Here is a 25,188-nt window from a genome sequence, read left to right as displayed (position 1 = left end):
AATGAGGCGGAAAGAAGCTTGTTGCTTACTGCGCATCCGAATGCCTGTAGAGCAACAGAATGGTTGCGCCCACCGGCCCTGTCAAGACTTGAGGGCGCAGTCTCGCCAAACACGGTCACGGGCGGGCGCGGCACGCAGGCCCGGATGGAGAAGGTTGGGCGGCCCCTTGACCCTCGCGGACCGACCCGGCAGGCTGTTGCGTATCGCTCATCGTGTTGTGTAATACGCACAGTCTGGAGAACCTCAATGGCACCTCGTCCCGCGCCCGGCCGCGAGTACGTCCTCACCGTCACGTGTCCCGACACCCCCGGCATCGTGTATGCCGTGAGTAGCTTCCTGGTCCAGCACGGGGGGAACATCAGCCAGAGCCAGCAGTTCGACGACCGGCTTCAGGACCAGTTCTTCATGCGGGTCCAGTTCAGCGTCGACAACGGCCTCCTCACCGACCTGCGCGAGGCCTTCACCCGAGTGGCCGACGCCTTCCAGATGGCGTGGCAGATCCACGACGCCGGGACCCCGACCCGCACCCTTGTCCTCGTCTCCAGGTTCGGGCACTGCCTCAACGACCTGCTGTTCCGGTCCAGCATCGGTGCTCTCAACGTCGAGATCCCGGCGATCGTCTCCAACCACCGCGACTTCGAGAAACTCGCCGGGGCGCACGGCGTCCCGTTCCACCACATGCCGATCACCCCCGACACCAAGCAGGAGTCGGAGAGCCGTCTCCTGCAGCTCGTCGACGAGCTGGACATCGACCTCGTCGTGCTGGCCCGCTACATGCAGGTGCTGTCCAACGACCTGTGCCACAAGCTTGAGGGGCGCGTCATCAACATCCACCACTCGTTCCTTCCCAGCTTCAAGGGCTCCAAGCCCTACCACCAGGCTCACGCCCGGGGCGTGAAGCTCATCGGCGCCACGGCCCACTACGTGACCCCTGACCTGGACGAAGGGCCCATCATCGAGCAAGATGTCGCGCGCGTGGAGCACTCCCTCGAGCCCGACGACCTGGTGGCTGCCGGCCGCGACGTCGAGGTCCAGGTCCTTGCCCGGGCGGTGACCTGGCACGTCGAGCACCGGGTGCTCCAGGGACAGAACCGCACCGTGGTCTTCCGATGAGCTCCCGGCGCATCCCCCTCGTCCTCACCACCTCCGTCGCCGCACTGCGCCGCCAACCGGCCTTCGCCGACCTGTCACGCTCAAGCAGTCCCTCATGCCCAGCACCGTCAAGGCAGTCGTCGCCTTCGCCAAGCGCGCACTGGTCCAAATCGTGGAGGTCTAGGGACTGGTCGTGAGGTTCCTGGCGTACACGGGACTCAGGTGGGGAGAGGGCCGCGATCCGGGTCACGGATGTCGACCCGCTGCGACGGCGCATGCACATCGCCCGCTCGGTGACCGGGGACCACGGCCGCCTCGTCTTCGACACCACCGAGACGGATGAGGAACGCACGGTCCCGCTCCCCCGCTTCCTCGCGAACAGGTCACTGCGTCGGTCCCCGGCTAGGGTCCTGACGACCTCGTCTACGAGGGCACCCGAGGCGGAGTATCGCGTAACGGCAATTTCCACCGACGCACGTTCGGGCCGGCGGCCCGGCCCATCGGCGAGCCGGACCTCACACCGCACGGGCTCCAGCACACCGGGCGGGCTGCGGCGCAGGATTCTTGCGGTCAATCTGCGGCCAGACGGCCAACGAGGCCATTGCAGGCAAAGAGCGGAGGCCCCCTGAAACAGCCCCTGACCTGCGGTGATGTCGGTGGGCCCGGCCGGGATCGAACCGACGACAGCCGCGGTGTAAACGCGGTGCTCTACCAGCTGAGCTACAGGCCCCTCACCCGTGACGCCGGGCGCCGATCAGTGTGCCAGAGACCGCAGGTCTGCGAGCGCGACCCTGAACTCGTCGAAGTCGCGGGCGGCCCCGGTTGCGCTCGTCGCCGACCAGCGCAGGATGCCGTCGCGGTCGATGAGGAAGGTGCCTCGCAGGGCGAAGCCGTTGTCCTCGGAGAAGACGCCATAGGCGCGCGCCACCTCGCCGTGCGGCCAGAAGTCGGACAGGAGCGGGAAGAAGTAGCCCTCGATGTCGGCCCACACCCGCATCGAGTAGATCGAGTCGCAGGAGACGACCAGGACGGTGACGTCGTCGCCCTCGAAGTCCTCGAGCCGGTCCCGGATCTCGCGCAGCTCACCGGTGCAGATGCCGGAGAACGCAAAGGGCACGAAGACCAGCACGACGTTGCGGGTCCCGAGCTGGTCGTCGAGCGAGACGGGGGTGCCGTGCTGGTCCAGCAGGGTGAAGGACGGCACCCGGTCGCCGACGGCGAGCACGGCGCAGTCAGGCGCGGTGGTGGTCGCGGTCGTCATACGCCCATCCTGCCAGTCCAGCTGGGGCCTGTCAGGCCAGAAGGCGCCTTGCTGCCACCGGCACCTGGCACCCGGTGGGGCTCAGCGGCGCTGGCCCTTCGGGCTGACCAGCCGCACGGCCGACCAGGCGCTCGAGACGTTGGCGACGCCCGCGGTGTGCAGTCCGGCGGTCACGGCCGACTCCTCGATGTCGCTGGCCTGCACGAACCCATCGCGACCCGCACGGGGCGTCAGCAGCACGAGGAAGCCCTCGTCGCCGAGGTTGGTGAGGCAGTCGACCAGCTCGTCGACCAGGTCGCCGTCGCCGTCGCGGAACCACATGAGCACGGCGTCGGCGACATCGGCGTAGTCCTCGTCCTCGAGGTCGGTGGTCGTCACGTCCTCGACGGCGAAGCGCAGGTCGTTGTCGACGTCGTCGTCCCAGCCGACCTCCTGCACCACCTGGCCCGCGGCAAAACCGAGCCGCCTCAGCACAGGGTCCTGCGAGGCCGCCTCGGCGGTCGTGGTCACGGGTCTCTCCTCCTCGGGTGGTGCAGCACCCCGTCGTCGGGGCTGCTCCTCCCCACGGTAGAGGACCGCGACCCCGCAGGTCACCGTCCCGCGCCCCGAAATGGTGGCTGACCTACAGTGGGCGTCATGGGTCGCGTCACGAGCAGGGTCCGCGCGACGAGGGTCGACCTCGCCGGGGACGGTCACATCGGCGAGCGGGTCGAGACGCTCGTGGTCGAGGCGCCGATGGAGGTGCGCGTCGAGGGCGAGTCGTTCTCGGTCACCATGCGCACCCCGGGTGACGACTTCGACCTCACGATCGGCTTCCTCCTGTCGGAGGGGGTCATCACCTCTGCTGCCGACGTCCGCGCCCTGATGCACTGCCAGGACGAGGACGAGACCGGCTCCCCCACCTACAACGTCGTCGACGTCGCCTTGGCCGACGGGGTGACCCGGCCGGCTCCCGAGGACGGTCGCCGGGTGCTCACCACCAGCGCCTGCGGCGTCTGCGGTACGGCGAGCATCGACGCCGTGCGCACGACCGGCCGCTACGACGTCGCGGCCGACGAGACGTCGTACGACCCCGACGTGCTCGTGTCGCTGCCCGATGCCATGCGCGAGCACCAGAAGGTCTTCGACCGCACGGGCGGGGTGCACGCCGCCGGGCTCTTCACCGCCGACGGCGAGCTGGTGGTGCTGCGCGAGGACATCGGGCGGCACAACGCCGTCGACAAGGTCGTCGGCTGGGCCGCCCGCGAGGGTCTGCTGCCGCTCACCGGCCACGTGCTGGTGGTCAGCAGCCGGGCCAGCTTCGAGCTGACCCAGAAGGCCTACGTCGCCGGCATCCCCGCGCTCGTCGCCGTGTCGGCGCCCAGCTCGCTGGCCGTCGACCTCGCCCGTGAGGTGGGGCTCACGCTCGTCGCGTTCGTGCGCGCCGGCCGGCTGACGGCGTACGCGGGGGTGCAGCGACTGCACCTCGGGTCGCGGCAGCCCGACGCGGCGGACGGCTCGACGGGTGACACCGCGGTCTCATGGACTGGGTAGTAACAAACCCGGGTGTGACCTGCGCCGCAGCAGGGGTAGAGGATGGGCAGAGGACCTCCGCCCACCCCGCGGCGGTCGCACGCGTTCACTCGCGTCATGAGAAAGGACTGCACCCGTGGCAGGACACGAAGCCTCCGGACCCATCCTCAACGGCATCCCCACCCAGCTGCCCGACATCGACCCCGATGAGACGCAGGAGTGGCTGGAATCGCTCGACGCCGTCCTCGACGAGTCGGGCCGCACGCGCGCTCGCTACATCATGCTCAAGCTGCTGCAGCGCGCCCGGGAGATGCAGGTGGGGGTCCCGTCCCTGACGGCGACCGACTACGTCAACACCATCGGCCCCGAGCAGGAGCCGTGGTTCCCCGGTGACGAGGAGGTCGAGCGCGAGTACCGCCGCTACCTGCGCTGGAACGCCGCGATGCTCGTCCACCGCGCCCAGCGCCCCGGCGTCGGCGTCGGCGGGCACATCTCGACCTACGCGTCGGCCTCCACGCTCTACGAGGTCGGCCTCAACCACTTCTTCCGCGGCCAGGACCACCCGGGTGGCGGCGACCAGGTCTTCTTCCAGGGGCACGCCTCCCCCGGCATGTATGCCCGGGCCTTCCTCGAAGGGCGCCTCTCGGAGGACGACCTCGACGGCTTCCGCCAGGAGAAGAGCCACATCGTCGACGGCGAGATCCGCGCGCTGCCGTCCTACCCGCACCCGCGCCTCATGCCCGACTTCTGGCAGTTCCCGACGGTGTCGATGGGCATCGGGCCCATGAACGCGATCTACCAGGCGCAGTTCAACAAGTACCTCCAGGGCCGCGGCATCAAGGACACCTCGCAGCAGCACGTGTGGGCCTTCCTCGGTGACGGCGAGATGGACGAGCCCGAGTCGCGGGGGCTGCTGCAGCTCGCCGCCGGCGAGGAGCTCGACAACCTCACCTTCGTCGTCAACTGCAACCTGCAGCGGCTCGACGGCCCCGTGCGCGGCAACGGCAAGATCGTCCAGGAGCTCGAGGCGTTCTTCCGCGGCGCCGGGTGGAACGTCATCAAGGTCGTCTGGGGCCGCGGGTGGGACCCGCTGCTCGCCGGGGACCGTGACGGCGCCCTCGTGCACGTCATGAACTCCACCAGCGACGGCGACTACCAGACCATGAAGGCCAACGACGGTGGCTACGTGCGCGAGCACTTCTTCGGTCAGGACCCGCGAACGCGCAAGATGGTCGCCGACATGTCGGACGCCGACATCTGGAACCTCAAGCGCGGCGGTCACGACTACCGCAAGGTGTATGCCGCCTACAAGGCCGCCATGGAGCACACCGGCCAGCCCACGGTCATCCTCGCGAAGACCATCAAGGGCTACGGCCTGGGCAAGCACTTCGCCGGTCGCAACGCGACGCACCAGATGAAGAAGCTGACGCTGGAGGACCTCAAGGCCTTCCGCGACGAGCTGCGCATCCCCATCACCGACGAGCAGCTCGAGGCCGATCCCTATCAGCCGCCGTACTACCACCCGGGCAAGGACGACCCCGCGGTACAGTACATGCTCGAGCGCCGGGCCAAGCTCGGTGGCGGCGTGCCTCTGCGCCGGGTGCAGCACGAGTCGCTCAAGCTGCCCGGCGACGACGCCTACGCGCAGATGAAGAAGGGCTCCGGCAAGCAGGAGATCGCCACGACGATGGCGTTCGTCCGGCTGCTCAAGGACCTCATGCGCGACAAGGAGTTCGGCGCCCGCGTCGTGCCGATCATCCCCGACGAGGCGCGCACGTTCGGCATGGACTCGTTCTTCCCGACGATCAAGATCTACAACCCGCACGGGCAGAACTACACCCCGGTCGACAACGAGCTGATGCTGGCCTACCGCGAGGCGAAGAACGGCCAGATCCTGCACCTCGGCATCAACGAGGCCGGCTCGATGGCGGCCTTCACCGCCGCGGGGTCGTCCTACGCGACGCACGGCGAGCCGATGGTGCCGATCTACGTCTTCTACTCGATGTTCGGCTTCCAGCGCACCGGCGACTCGATCTGGGCGGCCACCGACCAGATGGCCCGTGGATTCCTCGTGGGCGCCACCGCGGGCCGCACGACCCTCACGGGTGAGGGCCTGCAGCACGCCGACGGCCACTCACCGCTGCTCGCCTCGACCAACCCCGGGGTCGTGTCCTACGACCCGGCGTTCGGCTACGAGATCGCGCACATCGTGCAGGACGGCCTGCGGCGCATGTACGGCGACAACCCCGAGAACGTCGTCTACTACCTCACGGTCTACAACGAGCCGATCCGTCAGCCCAAGGAGCCCGACGACGTCGACGTCGAGGGCATCGTGCGCGGCATGCACCTGCTCAAGCCGGCGGAAACCGAGGGCTGGCAGCACGAGCCTGCCCGCGCCCAGCTGCTCGCCTCGGGGGTCGGCGTCGCGTGGGCCCTCGAGGCCCAGGAGCTGCTGGCGACGGACTTCGGCGTCGCCGCCGACGTCTGGTCGGTGACGTCGTGGAGCGAGCTGCGACGCGACGGGATGGCCTGCGACGAGGCGGAGTTCCTCCACCCCGACAAGGAGGTGCCGGTCCCCTGGGTCACGCAGAAGCTCGCCGACGCGCCCGGCCCGGTGCTCGCGGTCTCCGACTACATGCGCGCCGTGCAGGACCAGATCGCGCAGTACGTGCCGGGTGACTACATGTCCCTCGGGGCCGACGGCTACGGTTTCTCCGACACCCGCGCCGCCGCCCGCCGCTTCTTCCACATCGACGGGCCATCGCTCGCCGTGCGGACGCTGCAGCAGCTGGCCAAGCGCGGCGAGGTCCCCGCCGAGTGGGCCACCAAGGCCGCCGCGATGTACCGGCTCGACGACGTCACCGCCGGCACCTCCGGCAACGCCGGCGGCGAGAGCTGAGCGACCCCGTACGACGCGTGACGCCCGGGTGAGCCACACGGCTCACCCGGGCGTCGTCGTACCCCCCACCCCCTCCTCGTCCACTTGTTGCGGTGGGCGCCGGGCATTTCGGTCCCGCAACCGGGGGTTCGCGGCGCTCGGCGCAACACGTGGGGATGGAGCGCCCCGGTGGCCTACCCCGGGAAGGGTATGTCGGCGCACGACTCCCACTCCCCCACCGTGCCGGGGATGACCATCGAGTCGGGGGCCGGGCCGATGATGCTGGCGCCCATGCGCTGGTGGGTGCGGATCCACGGGTCGATGCACAGGCCGTCGGGGCGGGTCCAGGTGCGTAGCGGGCCATCGACACCGTGGGGTAGCGGCTCTTCCAGGTCGGACGGATGGGGGCGAAGACGCGGCCGATCCCGCTCTCGCGGGCCCGGCTGACCAGCGCGGTGAGCGCCCGCTGGGCCAGACCCTGACGGTCGTGGTCCCGGTGGACGGCGGCGGCCATGAAGCTGAACGCGGTCGGAGCGCGGTCGGAGCGCGGTCGGAGCGCGGTCGGAGCGCGGTCGGAGCGCGGTCGGAGCGCGGTCGGCCTCGGGGTCCTCGACCGCTCGCACCAGCGCGTCGTCGTAGCCGCCGGGCAGGTCGAGCGCGTCGGCGTCGAAGGCGAACGGAACCCCCCAGCCGCCTGCTACCACCCGCCCCTGGCCGAGCAGCAGGACGTCGTACTGCGGGAAGTACTCGCGCACTCGAGGCAGGTACACCGGCGGGACCGGGTCGTGGAAGATGAACTCCGGCCACCGCTCCCGGAACGCGGCGCCGGCCTCCTCGTCGAGGTCCGGTCGTGAGCTCGAAGTGACGCATTCAAGAGCCATGCCCCGGACCATGGCAGAGAGACGTGCTCGCGGCCACGGGTTTACCGACGCCCCTGCGCGGCCACGGCCGGTGACCAGGACGGTGCCCCGGTGAGGCGGGCGGCTCACCGGGGCACCGAACGCGCTCCCGCAGGATCAGGCCTTCGGGGGCGTGGTGCCCCCCTTGGCGTAGAAGCTCACACAGGCCCCCTGGTTCTTGAACGTGCCAGGAGCGAAGGTCGTGGCCCACCCACCGTCCTTGCAGTCTGCTCCGGTCAGGACCCGTGGGCCGAAGTCGAAGGTCTTACTACCGATGGTGAGACCGTCGACGGCGCTGGTGAGGCCGGCGTTGCCGCTGCCCTGGTTGAAGCCGTAGCCCTCGGGCAGGATCGTGGCGTCGGGGTTGGCGGCGCTGATCGCGTCGATGTTCGGACCGTTGTTGGGGTCGAAGGCCGTCATCCCGGGGAAAGTGCGGGTAGACCACCACCTGGCCGTGGGCGCGGAGCCGTCCCACTTCTGCCACGTCCCAGGGACGAGGGCCTGCGGCTGATAGACGGGCTCGAGGATGAGCGGGGCGTACGAGTAGTCGGTTCCTGGACCGTCGGGGTCGATGAAGAGGTTGAGCGACGCCACCTGGGGGGGCATCTTCGGGTCCGCCGCGACCTGCTTGGCCCAGTAGCTGATGCTCCCCTTGACGTCGCTGAGCTTGACGCCGGCGTCCTGGCCGGTCAGCATCTGGACCTTGGCGATGACGTCGGCCGTCACGAGCTCGAGGGCGCCGGTGCCGAAACCTGCCGGGGCGCCGTACGCCGTGGTGAAGGCGTAGGAGCCGCCTGGACGAGTGTCCTGCTTGCCGGTGTTCCAGTCGACGCCGATATTGGCCTCGGTGACGGTGGCGGTGGCCGCGAACGCCGGGGCGGCGACGCCGACGGCGGCCGCGACGGCGACGAGGGGCAGGGCGAGCATGGTCGTGCGCACGGGAGTACCTCCGGGTAGTCGGATCGGGCCCGGTCGCACCCCTCGACCCCCACGCTCCACAGCGAGCGGTGGTGTCGTCGGGTCTGCTCGTGCCCTGCGCTGCTGCGCAAGCCAGAACGTAGCCGAAAGCACCGTCTTCCGTCGCTGTTTTGTGAATCTTTCACACCAGTGGGGCCTCCTTGCCGGCGAGGAAGTCCTTGCGGGCCTCGAGGCCGATGTCGGGCTGGCCGCCGAACCTGCCGTCGATGCCGGGTCTTCAGGAAGGCGACGTCCTCGGTGGGGTTCTCGGCCCGGAAGGTGCACGGCAGGACCCGGTGAGGCGGGCGGACCTGAGGCGAGCGCCGGGCCACGGACAGCTGAGCTCCTCCCCGGGCGGGGGGCCTCTGGCCGGGGCCCTAGGCTGGCCCTCGTGTCCAAGGTCCTCACTTCCCTGCCCGTCGGCGAGCGCGTCGGCATCGCCTTCTCCGGAGGGCTCGACACCTCCGTGGCCGTCGCGTGGATGCGCGACAGGGGGGCGGTGCCGTGCACCTACACCGCCGACCTCGGGCAGTACGACGAGGACGACATCGAGGGCGTCCCCGGCCGCGCGGCGGCGTACGGCGCCGAGATCTCCCGCCTGGTCGACTGCAAGCCCGCGCTCGTCGAGGAGGGCCTGTCGGCCATCGCCTGCGGCGCCTTCCACATCCGCTCGGGCGGGAAGGTCTACTTCAACACCACCCCACTGGGGCGCGTCGTGACCGGCACCCTGCTCGTGCGCGCGATGGAGCAGGACGGCGTCTCGATCTGGGGCGACGGCTCGACCTACAAGGGCAACGACATCGAGCGGTTCTACCGCTACGGCCTGCTGGCCAACCCGTCCCTGCGCATCTACAAGCCGTGGCTCGACGCCGACTTCGTCACCGAGCTCGGCGGGCGCAAGGAGATGTCGGAGTGGCTCGTCGCCCACGACCTGCCCTACCGCGACTCCACCGACAAGGCCTACTCCACCGACGCCAACATGCTCGGTGCCACCCACGAGGCCAAGACCCTGGAGCACCTCGACACCTCGCTCGAGACGGTCACGCCGATCATGGGCGTCAAGCACTGGGACGGCTCAATCGCCATCGACACCGAGGACGTGACGATCGGCTTCGAGCAGGGCCGCCCGGTCACCATCAACGGCCAGACGTATCCCACGCCAGTCGACCTCGTCCACGAGGCCAACGTCATCGGCGGCCGTCACGGCCTGGGCATGAGCGACCAGATCGAGAACCGCATCATCGAGGCCAAGAGCCGCGGCATCTACGAGGCCCCGGCCATGGCGCTGCTGTTCATCGCCTACGAGCGACTGCTCAACGCGATCCACAACGAGGACACCCTCGCCCTCTACCACCAGGACGGCCGCCGCCTGGGTCGCCTTCTCTACGAGGGCCGCTGGCTCGACCCGCAGTCGCTGATGCTGCGCGAGGCCCTGCAGCGGTGGGTCGCCTCCGCCGTCACCGGCGAGGTCGTGCTGCGCCTGCGCCGCGGAGACGACTACTCCGTCGTCGACACCCGCGGCCCCCACTTCTCCTACCACCCCGACAAGCTCTCGATGGAGCGCACCGAGGACGCCGCCTTCGGCCCCGTCGACCGCATCGGTCAGCTGACCATGCGCAACCTCGACATCGCCGACACCCGTGCCAAGCTCGAGCTGTATGCCGCTCAGGGCCAGCTCGCGGGCGGCCGCACCGCCGACCTCGTCGGCGAGCTCGAGCAGGGTCGCGCCGACTCCATCGCCGCCGGCACGACGCCGCGCGACCCGGATGCCGCCGAGGCGCTCGATGAGGCGCAGGAGCGCAGCTCGTTCGAGTCCGGCACCGACTGACCGCCCGCCCCCACGTCAGCTCCCACCCCGTGAGCCTCCCTCCAACCCTGCTGCTGCGCGCCGTGCGGATCGTGCCGGTGCGTGGGCCGCTGCCTGCCCAGGCCGGCGACGACCCCGTCGACGTGCTCGTCGAGGGCGACCGGGTCGTGGCGATCGCCCCCGACCTGCCGGCCCCCCCGGGCGCCAGGCTGCTCGACGGCGAGGGCCGGTGGCTCGTGCCGGGGCTGTGGGACCAGCACGTGCACATGACCCAGTGGGGCCGCACCGCCGGGCGCCTCGACGTCTCGGGCACGACCGGCCCGGACGGCGTGCTGGACCTGGTCGGTGACCACCTGCGCTCTGCGACAACAGGATCCGGCTCCCTCGTCGGCTACGGCTACCGCTCCGGAGGCTGGAGCGTGGCGACCTCCACGACCGCTCTCGACGCCGTCACCGGTGACCGACCGGTCGTGCTCGTCTCAGGCGACGGCCACAACGGCTGGCTCAACTCGGCTGCCCAGCGCTTCTTCGGGGTCACCCACCGCGAGGACGCCTTCGACGAGGACGACTGGTTCCACCTCTGGGGTCACCTCGACGACCTGCCCGGCTCCGGTGACGAGGCCGCGCGCGGTCTGCGGGCCGCCGTCGACGACGCCGCGTCACGGGGGGTGGTCGGCATCGTCGACATGGAGTGGGGCATCACGCCCGACCGCTGGCGGCAACGCGTGGTCGACGGTCTCGACCTGCTGAGGGTGCGCACTGCGGTCTACCGGGACTTCCTCGACGACGCGATCGCCGCGGGGCGGCGCACCGGCGACGTCGTCGCCGACACGGGCGGCCTGGTGACCATGGGCCCCCTGAAGGTCATCAGCGACGGCAGTCTCGCCACCCGTACGGCGCACTGCCACCAGCCCTACCCCGCCCGCACCGGGGAGGAGCCGCACGGCGGCGAGCACCCCGTGTCGCCCTACGGGAAGCAGAACGTCGGCCTCGCCGACCTGACCGACCTGCTGTCGGCGGCCCACCGCCACGGCCTCGAGGCCGCCGTGCACACCATCGGCGACGCGGCGGCCGAGATCGCGATCGACGCGTTCACCGCCTCCGGGGCCGCGGGCTCGATCGAGCACGCCCAGCTGGTGACCCGTGCCGTCGTGCCGCGGATGGCGGCGCTGGGCCTGCGCGCCAGCGTGCAGCCGGCCCACCTGCTGGACGACCGCGACCTCACCGAGGCGATCTGGCCTGGGCGGGAGGACCGGTGCTTCATGCTGCGCACGATGCTCGACGCGGGGGTCGAGCTAGCCCTTGGCTCCGACGCGCCCGTCGCCCGCCTCGACCCCTGGCTGGCCATGTCCGCGGCCGTGCACCGCGCCGACGGCGACGGCGACCCGTGGGTGCCGGCCGAGCAGATCACGGCCACCGAGGCACTGGCGGCCAGCGTCGACGGCGCACCGACGGTGGGAGTCGGCTCACTGGCCGACCTCGCCCTGATCGATGCCGACCCGCTCGCCGGCGACCCGGCTGCGACGTCGGCCGCGACCCTGCGTGGGATCCGGGTGGCCCTCACGGTCCTGGGCGGACGGGTGACCCACGACGCTCGGTGACACCGGCGCTCGGTGACCACCGACCCCGACCTGCGGCGCAGAGCGGGTCGCATACGGCAGGATCAGCGCCATGGTGAGCGGGTTCGGCGTCCTCTTCGTGATGGTGCTGGCTCTCGTCGTGGTGGCCGTGGTCTGGCAGTGGCGTCGTCGGGCCGAGGTGCTCCGTCAGCGCGCCGCCCTGGCTGCCGCAGCGGGCTGGGCCTTCGTCCCGAGCGACCCCTCACTTGTGGACAGCTGGCGCTGCGACCCCTTTGGCACGGGTAGGGGGAGGAAGGCGGAGAACTGCGTCTCGGGCACCTACCGCGGTGTGCCCTTCACCGCCTTCGAGTACCGCTACTTCACCGAGAGCAGCTCGACCGACGGCCAGGGCAACCGGACCACCTCGCGCCAGAACCACCGCTTCGACGTCGCCGTGCTCCGCCTGCGGGCCAACGTGCCCGACCTCGACCTGCGGCCCGAGGGCGCGCTCACTCGCCTGACCGGCGTCTTCGGCGGGAACGACGTCGACCTCGAGTGGGAGGCGTTCAACCGTGCCTACCGGCTCACCTGTGCCGACCGGAAGTTCGCCTTCGACACCTTCAGCGCCCGCACGATGGAGATGCTCGTCGCCCGAGGCCAGGTCCGTTTCTGCTTCACCGGGGGTGACGTGCTGCTCTTTCGCAAGAGCACCGGCAACGACCCGACCATCTGGGGCCCCGGCGACCCCACCACCGCGGTCGACCAGTCCACCGCCCCGCTCGACGTCGCGCTCACCGTGCTGCGCGGCATACCGGCCTTCGTCTGGCAGGACCGCGGGGGGCTGCCACCGACCCTCGCCCAGGCTCAGTGGTGAGTGCGTCAGAGATCGCTGCGGTCGTCGGTATCGCCGTGGCCGCCGTGGGGCTCGTGCTGGGGCTCTGGTGGCTCGCTGCCCACAACCGCTTCGTCCGGCAGCGGCAGCACGTCGACGAGTCGTGGCGCGACGTCGACGTCGAGCTGCGTCGGCGCCACGACCTCGTGCCGCGCCTGGTGCGGGTCGTCGAGGCCCACGCCGCCCACGAGCGGCGGCTGCTCGAGCTGCTCACCCGGGAGAGGGGAGAGCTCAGCGCCGAGGTGGCGGCCACCGCGCAGGCCTATCCAGGCCTACGAGCCGATGCCCTCTTCGTCGACCTGCAGCACCGGCTGCTCGAGACGGAGGCCCGGCTCGCCGCCGCCCGGCGGATCCACACCTCCAACGTCCAGGCCTACAACACGCGGGTGCAGTCGGTGCCGACCAACCTCGTCGCCCGCGCCGGCCGCTTCACCCACCTGAGCCTCCTGGAGCCGGAGGCGCCCGCCTGACCTGCGGGGGCCGCCCCCCGTCCGACCGCGGGCCCGCCGCGCGCCCGCCATGGGTCGAGCGGGAGGGCGATGTGCGAGCCGGTTGTCGACGTCGTACAAATAGACTGCCCCGATGACCGCTTCGCAGCGACGCCGGCTGAGCGCCGAGACGCACCGTCGCCTCGAGGGGGGCGCGACCACCCTCACCGGCTCAGCGCTGCGCCGGATGGAGAGCGACCACCCCTGGTACGTCGCACTGTCCGCCGCGGACCGGTCGTGGGTCGCGCTCGTCGTGCAGGCCGCCATCGCCTCCTTCGTCGACTGGCTGCGGGCCGACGACGAGGGCACGGCCCTGGGCGGCGCGCCCGAGGCGGCCCTGTCGGCGGTCTTCGCCGAGGCGCCCCGTGAGCTCACCCGGGCGATCAGCCTCCACCAGACGCTCCAGCTGATCAGGACGGTCGTCGACGTCGTCGAGCACGAGGTGGGGCAGGTGGCCGGCCCGACCGACGAGCAGGCCCTGCGCGAGGGGGTGCTGCGCTACTCCCGCGAGGTCGCCTTCGGCGCGGCCGAGGCGTATGCCGCCGCCGCCGAGTCCCGGGGCGCCTGGGACGCGCGGCTGGAGGCCCTGGTCGTCGACGCAGTCGTGCGGGGAGAGGCCGACGACTCGATGCAGAGCCGGGCGACGGCCCTCGGCTGGGGGTCGGTCTCGGGAGTCGCCGTGGTGGCGGGCTCCCCCGCGCCGAGTGACAGCGCCGCGGCTGCGGTCGACGCGGTGCGGCGGGCGGCGGCCCGGGCCGGCGTGGAGGCCCTCGCCGCCCTCCAGCGCCGACGCCTCGTCGTCATCCTCGGCGGCGTCGGCGGCGGCGTCGGGGACGTCGGGGACGTCGTCCGGCTCATCGACGAGCACTTCGGCGACGGCCCGGTGGTCATCGGGCCCGTCGTCCCGCACCTCTTCGCGGCCGGTAGGTCGGCCCGCGCCGCCCTCAGCGGGCTCGCCGCGGTGGCCGCCTGGCCCGACGCTCCCCGCCCGGTCACGGCCGACGACCTCCTGCCCGAGCGGGTCCTCGCCGGTGACGGCCCCGCCCGGCGCACCCTCGTCAACCGGGTCCACCACCCGCTCGAGCAGCACCCGTCGCTGGTGCGCACCGCCACGGTCTACCTCGAGACGGGGTGCCGGCTCGAGGCGACAGCCCGGCTGCTCTTCGTGCACACCAACACGGTGCGCTACCGCCTCGCGCGGATCGCCGAGGTCGTGGGATACGACCTCACGACCCCCCGAGAGGCCCTCACCGTGCAGGTCGCCCTGGCCGTCGGTCGGTTGGCCGAGCCCGAGGCACGACCCTGGCGCGCGGGTGTCGCCCGACGACCCGTCGAGACTGAGACCGACGCGCAGGACCCTACCTCCTTGGAGGAAACCTCCATACGGGGTGCGGATACTTCGTGGACTTCGACGCCGTCGTCGCCGGTCGTGACACGGCAGGCTTGAGCCGTGCTCGCCATCGTGTGCCCCGGACAGGGCTCCCAGACTCCCGGCTTCCTCGCCCCGTGGCTCGAGATCGACGGGCTGCGCGAGCGGCTGGCCGGTTGGTCGACCTCGCTCGGCACCGACCTCGTGGCCCATGGCACGACGAGCGACGCCGACACGATCAAGGACACGGCGGTGGCCCAGCCGCTGATCGTGGCCGCCGGGCTGCTGACCCTCGACGCGCTCCTTGCTGACCCCCCCGAGGGGGTCGGCGCGGCGCTCGCCTCGTCGACGGGCGTGCTCGCCGGTCACTCGGTCGGGGAGTTCACCGCCGCCGTCTGTGCCGGGGTGCTCACCGCGACCGACGCCATCGACCTGGTCGGAGTGCGCGGTCGCGCCATGGCCCAGGCCAGCGCCGTGACCCCCACCGGCATGAGCGCCGTGCTCGGGGGCGATCCCGCCGAGGTGCTCGAGGCCCTCGAGCGGCACGGGCTCACCCCGGCCAACGTCAACGGCGCCGGTCAGGTCGTCGCCGCTGGCACCACCGAGCAGCTGGCCGCCCTGGCCGCCGACCCGCCCGCCCGCGCGCGGGTGATCGCCCTGTCGGTCGCCGGCGCCTTCCACACCCACCACATGGCTCCGGCCGTCGAGGCCCTCGAGGAGGCTGCGACGCAGGTCGTGCCCTCCGAGCCGGCTGTCACCCTGCTCTCCAACGCCGACGGGGCGCCCGTCGTCACCGGGGCCGACGCGCTGGCCCGGCTGGTCAGCCAGGTCAGCAACCCGGTGCGCTGGGACCTCACCATGTCGACCATGGTGGCGATGGGTGTCACGGGCATGCTCGAGCTGGCTCCGGCAGGCACCCTCACCGGGCTGGCCAAACGGGCCATGAAGGGGGTCGAGCTGCTCGCCCTCAAGACCCCCGACGACCTCGACGCGGCCCGGGCCCTCGTCGCCGCGCACCGACCCGTGGAGGACCACCGATGAGCCAGACCCCCACCACCCCCCAGCCCAAGGGGACCGGCGTGCTCAGCGCCCTCGACGGCTCGCGCCACGCCCGCATCCTCGGGGTCGGTGGCTACCGCCCGGAGCGGGTGGTGCCCAACTCCGAGCTCGTGGGACGCATCGACTCCTCCGACGAGTGGATCCGCGAGCGCTCCGGCATCGTCAGCCGGCGGATGGCGGCCCGCGACGAGTCGGTCATCGACATGGCCGAGCACGCGGCGCGCGAGGCGCTGGCCATGGCTGGTCTCGAGCCCTCCCAGGTCGGTGCCATCGTCATCGCCACGGTCACGCACCTGCTCACCACCCCGGCCGCCGCGCCGATGCTCGCGGAGCGGCTCGGCGTGCAGTGCCCGGCCTTCGACGTGTCGGCGGCCTGCGCCGGCTACTGCTACGGCATCTCCCTCGCCAACGACATGGTGCGCGGCGGCAGCGCCGACCACGTGCTCGTCATCGGCGTCGAGAAGCTCTCCGACTTCACCGACTACGACGACCGGGGCAGCGCCTTCATCTTCGGTGACGGCGCGGGCGCGGCCGTCGTCGGCCGCTCCGACACACCCGGCATCGGTCCCACCGTGTGGGGATCCGACGGAGCGCAGTGGGAGGCCATCCGCCAGCGCGAGCCCTACCTCGACGCCGCCGGCTCCCCCGCCCCGTCACGAGCCGTGCTCACCATGGCCGGCCAGACCGTCTTCCGCTGGGCGGTCTGGGGCATGGCCCCCGTGGCCCGCAAGGCCGTCGACGCGGCGGGCATCACCCTCGACGACCTCGATGCCTTCATCCCCCACCAGGCCAACATGCGCATCATCGACGCGATGATCAAGCAGCTCAAGCTGCCCGCCGACATCCCGGTGGCCCGCGACATCGCCGAGACGGCCAACACCTCAGCCGCCTCCATCCCCCTGGCCACCGAGCGGATGATCCGTGAGGGCGAGGTGCCGCGCGGCGGGCTGGCGCTGCAGATCGGCTTCGGTGCGGGGCTGGTCTACGCCGCGCAGGTGATCGTCCTGCCGTGAGCAGGTGACCCACCGGCATACGGTGGGTGAGTTCGAGCTCCCGCGTCCCGCGGGTCATCACGGGACACCACCACACACGACGCCCTCCACCACCACGGGGGGCGCGCAACCCAAGGAGACACCACATGGCGCAGAGCGAGCAGGAGATCCTCGAGGGTCTGGCCGAGATCGTCAACGAGGAGACCGGCATCGAGACCACCGAGGTCGAGGCCGGCAAGTCCTTCACCGACGACCTCGACATCGACTCGCTGTCGATGATGACCATCGTCGTCAACGCCGAGGAGAAGTTCGGCGTGCGCATCCCCGACGACGAGGTCAAGAACCTCAAGACGGTGCAGGACGCAGTGACCTTCATCGCCGGCGCCCAGGCCTGAGCCGACAGCACCATCGATACCGGCGAGTCGCCCCCCGGTCCTGCTCGCAGGACCTCGGGGTGACTCGCCGGTACGCCGTCTGCCGCATACGCTGACGACCAGTCGCCGCCGACCCCACCCGGGGGACGGCGCCTCGACCGGTCAAGGAGCACCCCCTCATGAGCACCTCCCCCGCCGACCAGCGCATTGTCGTCACGGGCATCGGCGCCACGACACCCCTCGCGGGCAACGCCCCCGACACCTGGGCGGGCATCCTCGCCGGACGGTCGGGCATCGCGCCGATCGAGGCCGACTGGGTGAGTAAGTACGAGCTCCCCGTGACCTTCGCCGGAGAGCTGGCGGTGAAGCCCTCCGAGGTGCTGGCCAAGGTCGAGACGCGGCGGCTCGACCCCACCTCGCAGTACGCCCTCATCGCCGCCCGCGAGGCCTGGCAGGACGCGGGTGCCCCGGAGGTCGACCCCGAGCGCTTCGCGTGCGCCATCGGCTCCGGCATCGGTGGGGTCTGGACCTTGCTCGACCAGTGGGACACGTTGCGCGAGAAGGGTCCCCGGCGGGTCTACCCGCTCTCGGTGCCGATGCTGATGCCCAACGGGCCGGCCGCCACCGTCTCGCTCGACCTCGGCGCCCGCGCCGGCGCGCACACGCCCGTCAGCGCCTGCGCCTCCGGCGCCGAGGCCATGGGCCTGGGCGCGTCGATGATCCGCTCCGGTCGCGCCGACATGGTCATCTGCGGCGGCACCGAGGCGGCGATCCACGCGATGCCGGTCGCCGGCTTCGCTGCGATGCACGCCCTGTCGACCCGCAACGACGACCCGACCCGTGCATCGCGGCCCTATGACCTCGCCCGCGACGGCTTCGTGCTCGCCGAGGGCGCAGCCGTCATCGTGCTCGAGACCTACGAGCACGCCGTAGCCCGCGGCGCGACGATCTACGCCGAGCTCGCCGGCCTCGGCATGTCGTCGGACGCCTACCACGTCACCTCGCCCGAGCCCGAGGGTGCCGGTGCCCACCGTGCGATGCGCGAGGCCCTCACCCAGGCCGGGGTCGCCCCCGAGGAGCTGTCGGCGATCAACGCGCACGCGACCTCGACGCCGGTCGGTGACCTCGCTGAAGCCAAGGCCATCATGCGGGCCTTCGGTGACACGGCGTCGTCCATCCCCGTCAGCGCCACCAAGTCGATGACCGGGCACCTGCTCGGCGCGGCCGGGGCGCTCGAGGCAGTCTTCTCGATCCTGTCGGTGCGCGACCGCATCGCCCCGGCGACGATCAACATCGACGACCTCGACCCGGCGATCCCCCTCGACGTCGTGCGCGGCGAGCACCGCGTGCTCGGCGCCGACGGCGGGCCGGTCACCGTCCTCGACAACTCGTTCGGCTTCGGCGGCCACAACGTCGCCGTGCTCTTCCGCAGCGTCTGACCAGCGTCTAGCCAGCGCCTGGCCGGTCGGGTTCGGTCGGCCCGAGCCCTAGGCTGAGACGTATGCCGTTCCCCGCCAAGTTCCCCGGCGCCTGCAAGGTCTGCTCCCGCCCCATCACGGTCGGCGACCCGATCGTCAAGGGGGGTGGGGGTTACGTCCACGACGGGTGCAGCCAGGGCTCGCTCGACCTCGGCCTCGCCGAGTCCCCGGTCGTGACCGGGTCGGTGCCGACGGTCTCCGGCTCAGGCACCGGAGGGGGTCTCCGGGTGTGGACGGACGGTGCCTGCTCCGGCAACCCCGGCCCCGGTGGGTGGGGATGGGCGACGCAGGACGGCAGACAGGGCGGCGGCAGCGCCCCGCACACGACGAACCAGCGGATGGAGATCCAGGCCGCCCTCGAGGCGGTCACCACCCTGACCGAGCGCCCGATCACCGTGGTGAGCGACTCGACCTACGTCGTCAACTGCTTCCGCAACAGCTGGTGGCGCTCCTGGCTGGCCAAGGGCTGGGTCAACAGCGCCAAGAAGCCGGTGGCCAACCGCGAGCTCTGGGAGCCGCTCATCGCCGCCTTCCAGGAGGGCGGCATCTCGTTCGAGTGGGTCAAGGGCCACTCGGGCGACCCGATGAACGACCTCGTCGACCGCATCGCCGTCGAGGCCGGCAAGGCCCAGGCGTCCTGACCTCCCGATCTCCCGATCTCCCGACGTCAGCCCACCTTGTGGAGCCAGCGGACGGGAGCTCCGTCGCCGGCATACCGGAAGGGCTCGAGCTCGTCGTCCCAGGCGGCGCCGAGCACGCGGTCGATCTCGACCGCCAGGGCTGACGGGTCTCCCCCGCTGGCCCGCACCGCGTCGCGCAGCCGGTCCTCGGGCACCATGGCGTCACCGCTGGCGCTGGTGAGGGTGTGGTGGATGCCGAGGCTCGGGGTGTGCGACCAGCGCGAGCCGTCGACGCCCGGTGAGGGCTCCTCGGTCACCTCGTACCGCAGGTTGTCCCAGCCGCGCAGCCCGCTGGCGACGGTGGCGCCGACACCGGGTCTCCCGGTCCAGCTGAGCTCGGCGCGCACCAGGCGCGGACCGGCGGGCTGCGGGGTCCAGTCGAGGTGCACGCGCTGGCCCAACGCCGACTCGAGCGCCCAGACGATGTGAGGGCACAGAGCGGTGGGGGCGGAGTGGATGAAGACCACGCCCCGGGTGACGCGATCGATCGCGGCAGACATCCTGGACCTCCTTGAGTGCGAGGGACGTCTTCCCCACGAACCTGCACACCCGGTGAGACCGGCACTGACGGTGATCGAACCACGGTAGAACTCTGTCGTTGTGAGTCTCAGTGTGCACCACGTTGCTCACGGACACCACTGACCACACCGGTGGGTGTCGAGGAACAACACGGACACGTCCCCCGGACCTACAGGGTCCGGGGGACGTCGGTGCCGTGAGTGCCGCGATCGGGGCTCAGCAGCCGGAGGTCGCCGTGGGGCTGCTGACGGACGGCGCGCTCGACGAGCCGTTCCACAGGTTGCCGACGGAGGCCCAGTAGCCCACGAGCGACTTGTTGAAGGACCACGTGCGCACGAAGTTGCCACTGAAGCTGCCCTCCGCCATCGCGCCCGCCTGCACGTCGACCGTGCTGTTGAAGGCGCTGTTGCACCGCACCTGCGTCATGAAGGAGCTGGTGTCGCGCGAGGGAGTGGTGAGCTTGATGTCCTCCATACGGAAGCTGAAGGCCGCGACGCGGGCGTTGTTGGCGACGTTGTAGCTCCAGGTGTTGCCCCAGCCGGACATCTGCTCGTTGAAGGCGATGTCGACGCTGTTGACCCGGTTCTGCGTGATGAGGTTCCACGAGCTGTCCTGGTCGGTGGTGATTCCCCGCCCACCGGCGGGCAGGTCGCGCACGCGGTTGCCGACGACGACGTTGTAGTCGGAGCCGTTGCCGAGACGGATGCCCTCCTGCATGTAGTGGATCGTCGTGGAGGCGGCCACCCGGGCCACGTTGTTGCCGCTGATGACGTTGGCCCGTGAGTAGTTGGCCAGCCACAGACCCGGGCCGGTGCCGCAGGCGATGTCGGAGACGGTATTGCCCGAGATCACGCTCTCGAGTGCCATCCGACCGAAGATGCCCTTGCCGGTGATCGTGTTGTCGAGCAGCTGGATGCCCTGCGACGGGGAGATCTTGGCCCCTAGGGTGCGCATGAAGTACGCCAGCTGGCCGCGGGCCTCGAGGGCATCGCGGGCGGCCGTGCCGGGGACCGTGCGCCGGCTCGTCCAGCTGTGGTTGGTCACCGCCTTGGACTGCCAGTTCTGCACGGTGTCGGCGTTCTTCGAGGCGATGATGACGCCACCGTCGATCGTCAGCCCCTGCACCACCCAGTTGCTCGCGCCCGAGGTGAAGGCGAGCGTGCGGTCGGAGTCGGGGCCCGTGGCGCCGCAGCGGGGGTAGACGAGCGGCGCCGTCAGGACCACGTCGGCGCCGGCGGCCGCTCGCACGACGATCGGGTGCTCGCGCGTCCCGGACACGGCGGCCTGGAAGCGTCCGCTGTAGGTGCCGGCCGCGAGGACGATGTCGTCACCCGCCGCGGCCCGGGCGAGTGCGCTGACGAGCTGGCCGGTAGACGCGACGGGCACCACGCGCAGGGGCGCGCTGGCCGGGTTGGCGTAGCCGCCGGCGCCGGTGACCGCCAGGTACTCCGACGGGTCGACCACGCCGAACGTCGCGAGGGTCGCGATGGGGGCCTTGGCGGCGGTCGCGCCGACGGCCGGGGAGATGCCGAGACCAGCGAGCCCGACGGCGGTGACGGCGACCACGCCGACCACCGCTGGCAGACGGGTGGAGCGGGAGGAGCGCAGACGGGAGGTCAGGGAAGAGGTCATGTGAGGTTTCCTGTTCACGGGCGCGGAGTCGTGACGCGACCCCGGGACAGTGAGGTGGGGGCGCGCGCGAGTCAGCGGTGGGGGTCGTGGGAGGTCTCGCGGATGCGACGGGGTGAGGTACCGAGGCGAGGGCGAGCTGGCTGCTGAGAGACCGACGGAGTGGGGCACCGCCGGCGTGGAGTGGGACAGGTGGAGGACGAGTCCGATATATAGATATTAGCCGCATTTAGGGCATGGCTCATCGGTCGTTCAGTCTCATTCGGCAGACGACTGATCCCGCCGAGACCCCAAGGGTCTCGACGGGATCGGGTGTCAGGTGGGTGTCAGCAGCCGATCATGGTCGACGGGCTGCTGATCGACGGGATGCTGCTCGAGCCGTTCCACGTGTTGCCCTCGGCGGTCCAGTAGCTCGCGAGCTGCTTGTTGAACTTCCAGGTCGAGAAGGCGTTCGACGTGAACGTGGCGCCCGACAGGGCCCCGGCCTGGAAGTCCATCGGGCTGTCCACCGTGAGGTTGCAGCGGATCACGGGCTCGTAGGTGCTCGAGTCGCGCGACGGGGCGCTGAGCCCGATGTCCTCCATACGGAAGCTGAAGCCGGCGATGCGCGGGTGGAGGGCGACGTTGTAGCTCCACGTGTTGCCCCAGCCGGACTGCTGGTCGTTGAAGGCGATGTCGACGCTGTTGACCTGGTTCTGCGTGAAGAGGTTCCACGAGCTGTCCTGGTCGGTGGTGAGTCCCCGCCCACCGGCGGGGAGGTCGCGCACGCGGTTGCCGACGACGACGTTGTAGTCGGAGCCGTTGCCGAGCCGGATGCCCTCCTGCATGAAGTGGACAGCGGTCGAGGCCGCGACCCGGGCCACGAAGTTGCCGCTGATGACGTTGCCGTGCGAGTAGTTGGCCAACCACAGACCCGGACCGGTGCCGCACTCGATGTCGGTGATCTTGTTGCCGGCGATGACGTTGTAGCTGGCCAGGCGGCCGAAGATACCCTTGCGGGTGATCGTGTTGCCGAGCACCTGGAGGTCCTCCGACGGCAGCACCTGAGTGTTGAGCAGCCCGTTGAAGTAGGCCTCCTGCTCGCGCGACTTCATCGCATCGCGCTGGCCTGCACCCGGCACGGCGCGGCGCACCTCCCACGACTTGCTGTTGATGTTCTTCGCCTGCCAGTCCTGGACCGTGTTCGCGTTCTTGGACGAGATGGTCAGTCCGCCGTCGATCGCCAGGCCCTTGAGCGCCCAGTGGCTCACTCCTCCGTTGAAGGAGAAGGTGCGGTCGCCGTCGGGACCCTTCGCGCCACAGGAGGGCGCAGAGAGGTTGGCGGTCAGGGTCACCGCTGCCCAGCTGGCGGGACGGACCACGACGGGGTGCTCCAGCGTGCCCGAGACGGTGGCGCTGAACGGGCCGACGTAGGTGCCGCCGGCGAGCAGGATGTTGTCCCCCGGCCGCGCTGCCCGCAGCGCGGCGGTCAGCTCGAGCCCGGTCGTGACGTTGACGACCCGCAGCGGCGGCGTGTCGATCGACGCGTAGGCAGTGGCCCCGGTGAGGGCGAGGTAGTTGGTGGGGTCGACGGTGCCGACGGTGCCGACGGTGCCGACGGTGCCGACGGTCGCCGGGGTGCTGGCGGACGCCGTCTGGGCGGTGGCGGTCCCGAGGGCCGAGAGCCCCAGCGCCGAGAGGGTGACGACGCCAACGGCGACGCGGCGAGCGGAGGCGTGCCGAATGCGGGTGTGGGGGAGGCTCATTGCTGCAGTCCTGTTCAGGAGGACGCCGACGTGCGCGACTCACTGGTCGCGACGTCGGCGAGGGTGGGGGAGGCGGCCGACCCGGTGACGGTGGGGAGCACTGAGTCGCCTTGGGAACAAAATAGCGACAATTTTGGCAAACCGCCATAGTGCGCCTGCTCTAGGTGGTAGGCGGTGCTCCACGCTGCCAGCTCATGGAGCACCGCCCGACCTGCCCGGACCTCTCGGTGCCGACCCTCAGCCTCCCGGTGCCGACCCTCAGCAGGTGATGGTGCTGGGGCTGCTGACTCCCGTGCGTGGGGCCGTCGTCGAGGAGTTCCACGTGTCGCCCACCGTGGCCCAGTAGGCCGCGAGCCGCTTGTTGAGCATGTACGACACGAAGGCGTTGCCGGCGAAGCTTCCGTGGGCGATCGCCCCGGCCTGGAAGTCGACGGCCCCGACCGACGACGCCACCGAGCTGTTGCAGGACATCTCCACGAAGAACGAGCTGCTGTCCTCGGTCGGCGTCAGGAAGCGCCCGTCCTGCATGCGGATGCTGTACGCAGCCACCGTGGCGTTGGTGACCGAGTTGTGGGACCAGACGTTGCCCCATCCGGACTGCTGCTCGTTGAAGCCCATGTCGACGTGGTCGGCCGTGTTGTCGGTGAAGACGTTCCACGACGAGTCCTGGTCGGTCGTGAAGGCCCGGCCGCCGACGGCGAGGTCGTGCACCCGGTTGCCGGTCACGACGTTGTAGTTGGAGCCGTTGCCGAGCCGGATACCCTCCTGCATGAAGTGCTTGACGGTCGAGGCGGCGACCCTCGAGACGTCGTTGCCCGTGATGACGTTGCCGTGGCTGTAGTTCGAGAGCCAGACGGCTGGCCCGGTGCCGCAGGCGATGTCGGTGAACGTGTTTCCGGAGACGACGCCGTAGCGCGCCATGCGCCCGAAGATGCCGCGCCCCGTCAGGACGTTGTCAGTGATCTGCACGTCGGCCGACGGCAGGATCGGTTGACCGAGCAGAGCCGCGAACCAGTCGACGACACCGCCCCCGGCACCCGGGTCGCGGGTGGCGGCGCCGGGCACCGATCGGCGTGCAGCCCAGTCGTGCTGGTCGATCTTGGTCGCCTGCCACTGCTGGGTGAGGTTGGCGCCCTGGGACGACACCTTGACGCCACCGTCGACGCGCACCCCGCGCAGGACCCAGTGGCTGGCGCCGCGCTCGAAGGAGACGGTGCGGCTCTCGTCGGGCCCCTTGGCGTCGCACGCCGGGTAGGGCAGGTCGGACGTGAGGGTGACGGTCGCGCCGGCGGCAGCCCGGACGACCACCGGGTGGGCCGTCGTGCCCGAGCGGCCGACGGAGAAGGGACCGACGTAGGTGCCGGCGGCGAGGACGATGTCGTCACCCGGGAGCGCCGCCGCGAGGGCCGTGGTCAGCTGCGCGGCCGTCCCGACGGACACGCTCCGCAGGGGGACGGTGGTCGGGTCGGCGTTGCCCGTGGCACCGGTGACAGAGACCAGGCTTGCCGGGTCGACCACCTGGGTGCCGGTGCGGGCACCCGGAGCGCCGGGGGTGGTGGTGTCGGCGAGCGAGGTACCGGCGCTCAGGGCGCCGAGCGACAGGGCGAGAGCGACGGCCCCAGCCACCCGGCGGACCGGGCGAGGGGGTGCGGTGGTGGTGTCGCGAGAGGAGGGCATGCGGGAGCGGGCGTCCGTGTCCATAGGGGCAGTCCTTTGCGAACGGGCCGGGCACATCAGGGTCGTCCTGACCCCGAGCCACGGCTCGGTGAGGGTGGGGAAAGACCGGCAGAGCAGGAGTGAGGGCCTGCGCTGCCCGTGAGACCGGGGCGTCACCGCGACGGCGGGCACCCGGCGAAGGATGGTCGAGCCCTGTGTGCATCGGGGTGAGGTACCGAGGCCAGGGTGTGATTGCGGTGCTCAGACCGACGGGGTGGGGTACCGAGGGTCCGGTGTCGCCTGAGCGCTCAGGAACGACACTCCTCAGGTTAGCCCACCAGA

Annotated in this window: 21 protein-coding genes and 1 tRNA gene; 13 read left to right on the top strand and 9 right to left on the bottom strand. The window is 71.0% G+C overall.

The annotated features are described in order from the left end of the window. Positions 1–246 precede the first annotated feature (246 nt). Positions 247–1,113, top strand: coding sequence for a formyltetrahydrofolate deformylase (purU, locus tag V3N99_19330; protein ID MEO3938885.1), 867 nt, complete (start codon positions 247–249; stop codon positions 1,111–1,113). A 636-nt stretch (positions 1,114–1,749) separates the two neighbouring features. On the opposite strand, the gene V3N99_19325 is transcribed toward purU, so the two are convergent. The 3 genes from V3N99_19325 to V3N99_19315 all read right to left on the bottom strand — a co-directional run bounded on the left by V3N99_19325 (position 1,750) and on the right by V3N99_19315 (position 2,863). After that, a tRNA-Val gene (locus tag V3N99_19325) sits at positions 1,750–1,822 on the bottom strand. Positions 1,823–1,846: 24 nt separating this feature from the next. Then, on the bottom strand, positions 1,847–2,353 hold the full coding sequence (locus tag V3N99_19320; protein ID MEO3938884.1) for a peroxiredoxin: 507 nt from the start codon (positions 2,351–2,353) through the stop codon (positions 1,847–1,849). Between the two features lie 81 nt (positions 2,354–2,434). Beyond that, on the bottom strand, positions 2,435–2,863 hold the full coding sequence (locus V3N99_19315; protein ID MEO3938883.1) for a DUF3052 domain-containing protein: 429 nt from the start codon (positions 2,861–2,863) through the stop codon (positions 2,435–2,437). 126 nt (positions 2,864–2,989) lie between these two features. Here V3N99_19315 and fdhD point away from each other — a divergent pair, with 126 nt between their 5' ends. Continuing rightward, positions 2,990–3,886, top strand: a complete 897-nt coding sequence (gene fdhD / locus V3N99_19310; GenBank protein MEO3938882.1) for a formate dehydrogenase accessory sulfurtransferase FdhD — start codon at positions 2,990–2,992, stop codon at positions 3,884–3,886. Between the two features lie 115 nt (positions 3,887–4,001). After that, positions 4,002–6,764 (top strand): pyruvate dehydrogenase (acetyl-transferring), homodimeric type, encoded by a 2,763-nt coding sequence (gene aceE, locus V3N99_19305; protein ID MEO3938881.1) that lies wholly within the window; start codon positions 4,002–4,004, stop codon positions 6,762–6,764. 173 nt (positions 6,765–6,937) lie between these two features. On the opposite strand, the gene V3N99_19300 is transcribed toward aceE, so the two are convergent. Both V3N99_19300 and V3N99_19295 read right to left on the bottom strand, forming a co-directional pair. Beyond that, positions 6,938–7,624 carry a hypothetical protein gene (locus V3N99_19300; protein MEO3938880.1) on the bottom strand — a complete coding sequence of 229 codons (687 nt, stop codon included), beginning with the start codon at positions 7,622–7,624 and terminating at the stop codon, positions 6,938–6,940. Positions 7,625–7,759: 135 nt separating this feature from the next. Beyond that, positions 7,760–8,581 (bottom strand): hypothetical protein, encoded by an 822-nt coding sequence (locus tag V3N99_19295; GenBank protein ID MEO3938879.1) that lies wholly within the window; start codon positions 8,579–8,581, stop codon positions 7,760–7,762. 409 nt (positions 8,582–8,990) lie between these two features. Between V3N99_19295 and argG the strand changes: the two genes are divergently transcribed. From argG to V3N99_19245, 10 genes are all read left to right on the top strand, one after another. Next, entirely contained in the window at positions 8,991–10,427 is a 1,437-nt protein-coding gene (gene argG, locus V3N99_19290) for an argininosuccinate synthase (protein ID MEO3938878.1), read from the top strand. A 29-nt stretch (positions 10,428–10,456) separates the two neighbouring features. Then, complete coding sequence (locus V3N99_19285; GenBank protein ID MEO3938877.1) at positions 10,457–12,007, top strand: amidohydrolase family protein; 1,551 nt, start codon at positions 10,457–10,459, stop codon at positions 12,005–12,007. A 70-nt stretch (positions 12,008–12,077) separates the two neighbouring features. Continuing rightward, complete coding sequence (locus V3N99_19280) at positions 12,078–12,839, top strand: hypothetical protein (protein ID MEO3938876.1); 762 nt, start codon at positions 12,078–12,080, stop codon at positions 12,837–12,839. After that, on the top strand, positions 12,836–13,327 hold the full coding sequence (locus tag V3N99_19275; protein MEO3938875.1) for a LemA family protein: 492 nt from the start codon (positions 12,836–12,838) through the stop codon (positions 13,325–13,327). Before V3N99_19280 ends, V3N99_19275 begins: the two co-directional genes overlap by 4 nt. 112 nt (positions 13,328–13,439) lie before the next feature. Beyond that, positions 13,440–14,792 (top strand): helix-turn-helix domain-containing protein, encoded by a 1,353-nt coding sequence (locus V3N99_19270; protein MEO3938874.1) that lies wholly within the window; start codon positions 13,440–13,442, stop codon positions 14,790–14,792. Between the two features lie 3 nt (positions 14,793–14,795). Next, positions 14,796–15,755, top strand: a complete 960-nt coding sequence (locus tag V3N99_19265; GenBank protein MEO3938873.1) for an ACP S-malonyltransferase — start codon at positions 14,796–14,798, stop codon at positions 15,753–15,755. Continuing rightward, the gene (locus V3N99_19260) at positions 15,752–16,786 is read left to right on the top strand and encodes a beta-ketoacyl-ACP synthase III (GenBank protein ID MEO3938872.1); all 1,035 of its coding nucleotides are present in this window, start codon (positions 15,752–15,754) and stop codon (positions 16,784–16,786) included. Before V3N99_19265 ends, V3N99_19260 begins: the two co-directional genes overlap by 4 nt. Positions 16,787–16,911: 125 nt before the next feature. Beyond that, a complete protein-coding gene (locus tag V3N99_19255) occupies positions 16,912–17,160 on the top strand; it encodes an acyl carrier protein (GenBank protein ID MEO3938871.1) in 249 nt (82 codons plus the stop codon). Positions 17,161–17,318: 158 nt separating this feature from the next. After that, positions 17,319–18,578, top strand: a complete 1,260-nt coding sequence (gene fabF / locus V3N99_19250) for a beta-ketoacyl-ACP synthase II (GenBank protein MEO3938870.1) — start codon at positions 17,319–17,321, stop codon at positions 18,576–18,578. 62 nt (positions 18,579–18,640) lie between these two features. Next, on the top strand, positions 18,641–19,258 hold the full coding sequence (locus V3N99_19245; protein MEO3938869.1) for a ribonuclease H: 618 nt from the start codon (positions 18,641–18,643) through the stop codon (positions 19,256–19,258). Positions 19,259–19,284: 26 nt separating this feature from the next. Here the strand turns inward: V3N99_19245 and V3N99_19240 are convergent, their stop codons facing one another. The 4 genes from V3N99_19240 to V3N99_19225 all read right to left on the bottom strand — a co-directional run bounded on the left by V3N99_19240 (position 19,285) and on the right by V3N99_19225 (position 24,891). Further along, complete coding sequence (locus V3N99_19240; GenBank protein ID MEO3938868.1) at positions 19,285–19,797, bottom strand: DUF3145 domain-containing protein; 513 nt, start codon at positions 19,795–19,797, stop codon at positions 19,285–19,287. Positions 19,798–20,032: 235 nt separating this feature from the next. Then, complete coding sequence (locus tag V3N99_19235) at positions 20,033–21,448, bottom strand: hypothetical protein (protein MEO3938867.1); 1,416 nt, start codon at positions 21,446–21,448, stop codon at positions 20,033–20,035. 323 nt (positions 21,449–21,771) lie between these two features. Beyond that, complete coding sequence (locus V3N99_19230) at positions 21,772–23,190, bottom strand: hypothetical protein (GenBank protein MEO3938866.1); 1,419 nt, start codon at positions 23,188–23,190, stop codon at positions 21,772–21,774. Between the two features lie 258 nt (positions 23,191–23,448). Then, a complete protein-coding gene (locus V3N99_19225) occupies positions 23,449–24,891 on the bottom strand; it encodes a hypothetical protein (protein MEO3938865.1) in 1,443 nt (480 codons plus the stop codon). Between the last annotated feature and the right edge of the window lie 297 nt (positions 24,892–25,188).

This window comes from Dermatophilaceae bacterium Soc4.6 (assembly GCA_039889245.1).
In the GTDB taxonomy this organism is placed as follows: Bacteria; Actinomycetota; Actinomycetes; order Actinomycetales; family Dermatophilaceae; genus Lapillicoccus.
The sequence above is the reverse complement of the archived record's forward strand: the minus strand, read 5'-3'. Positions and strand labels throughout refer to the sequence as shown.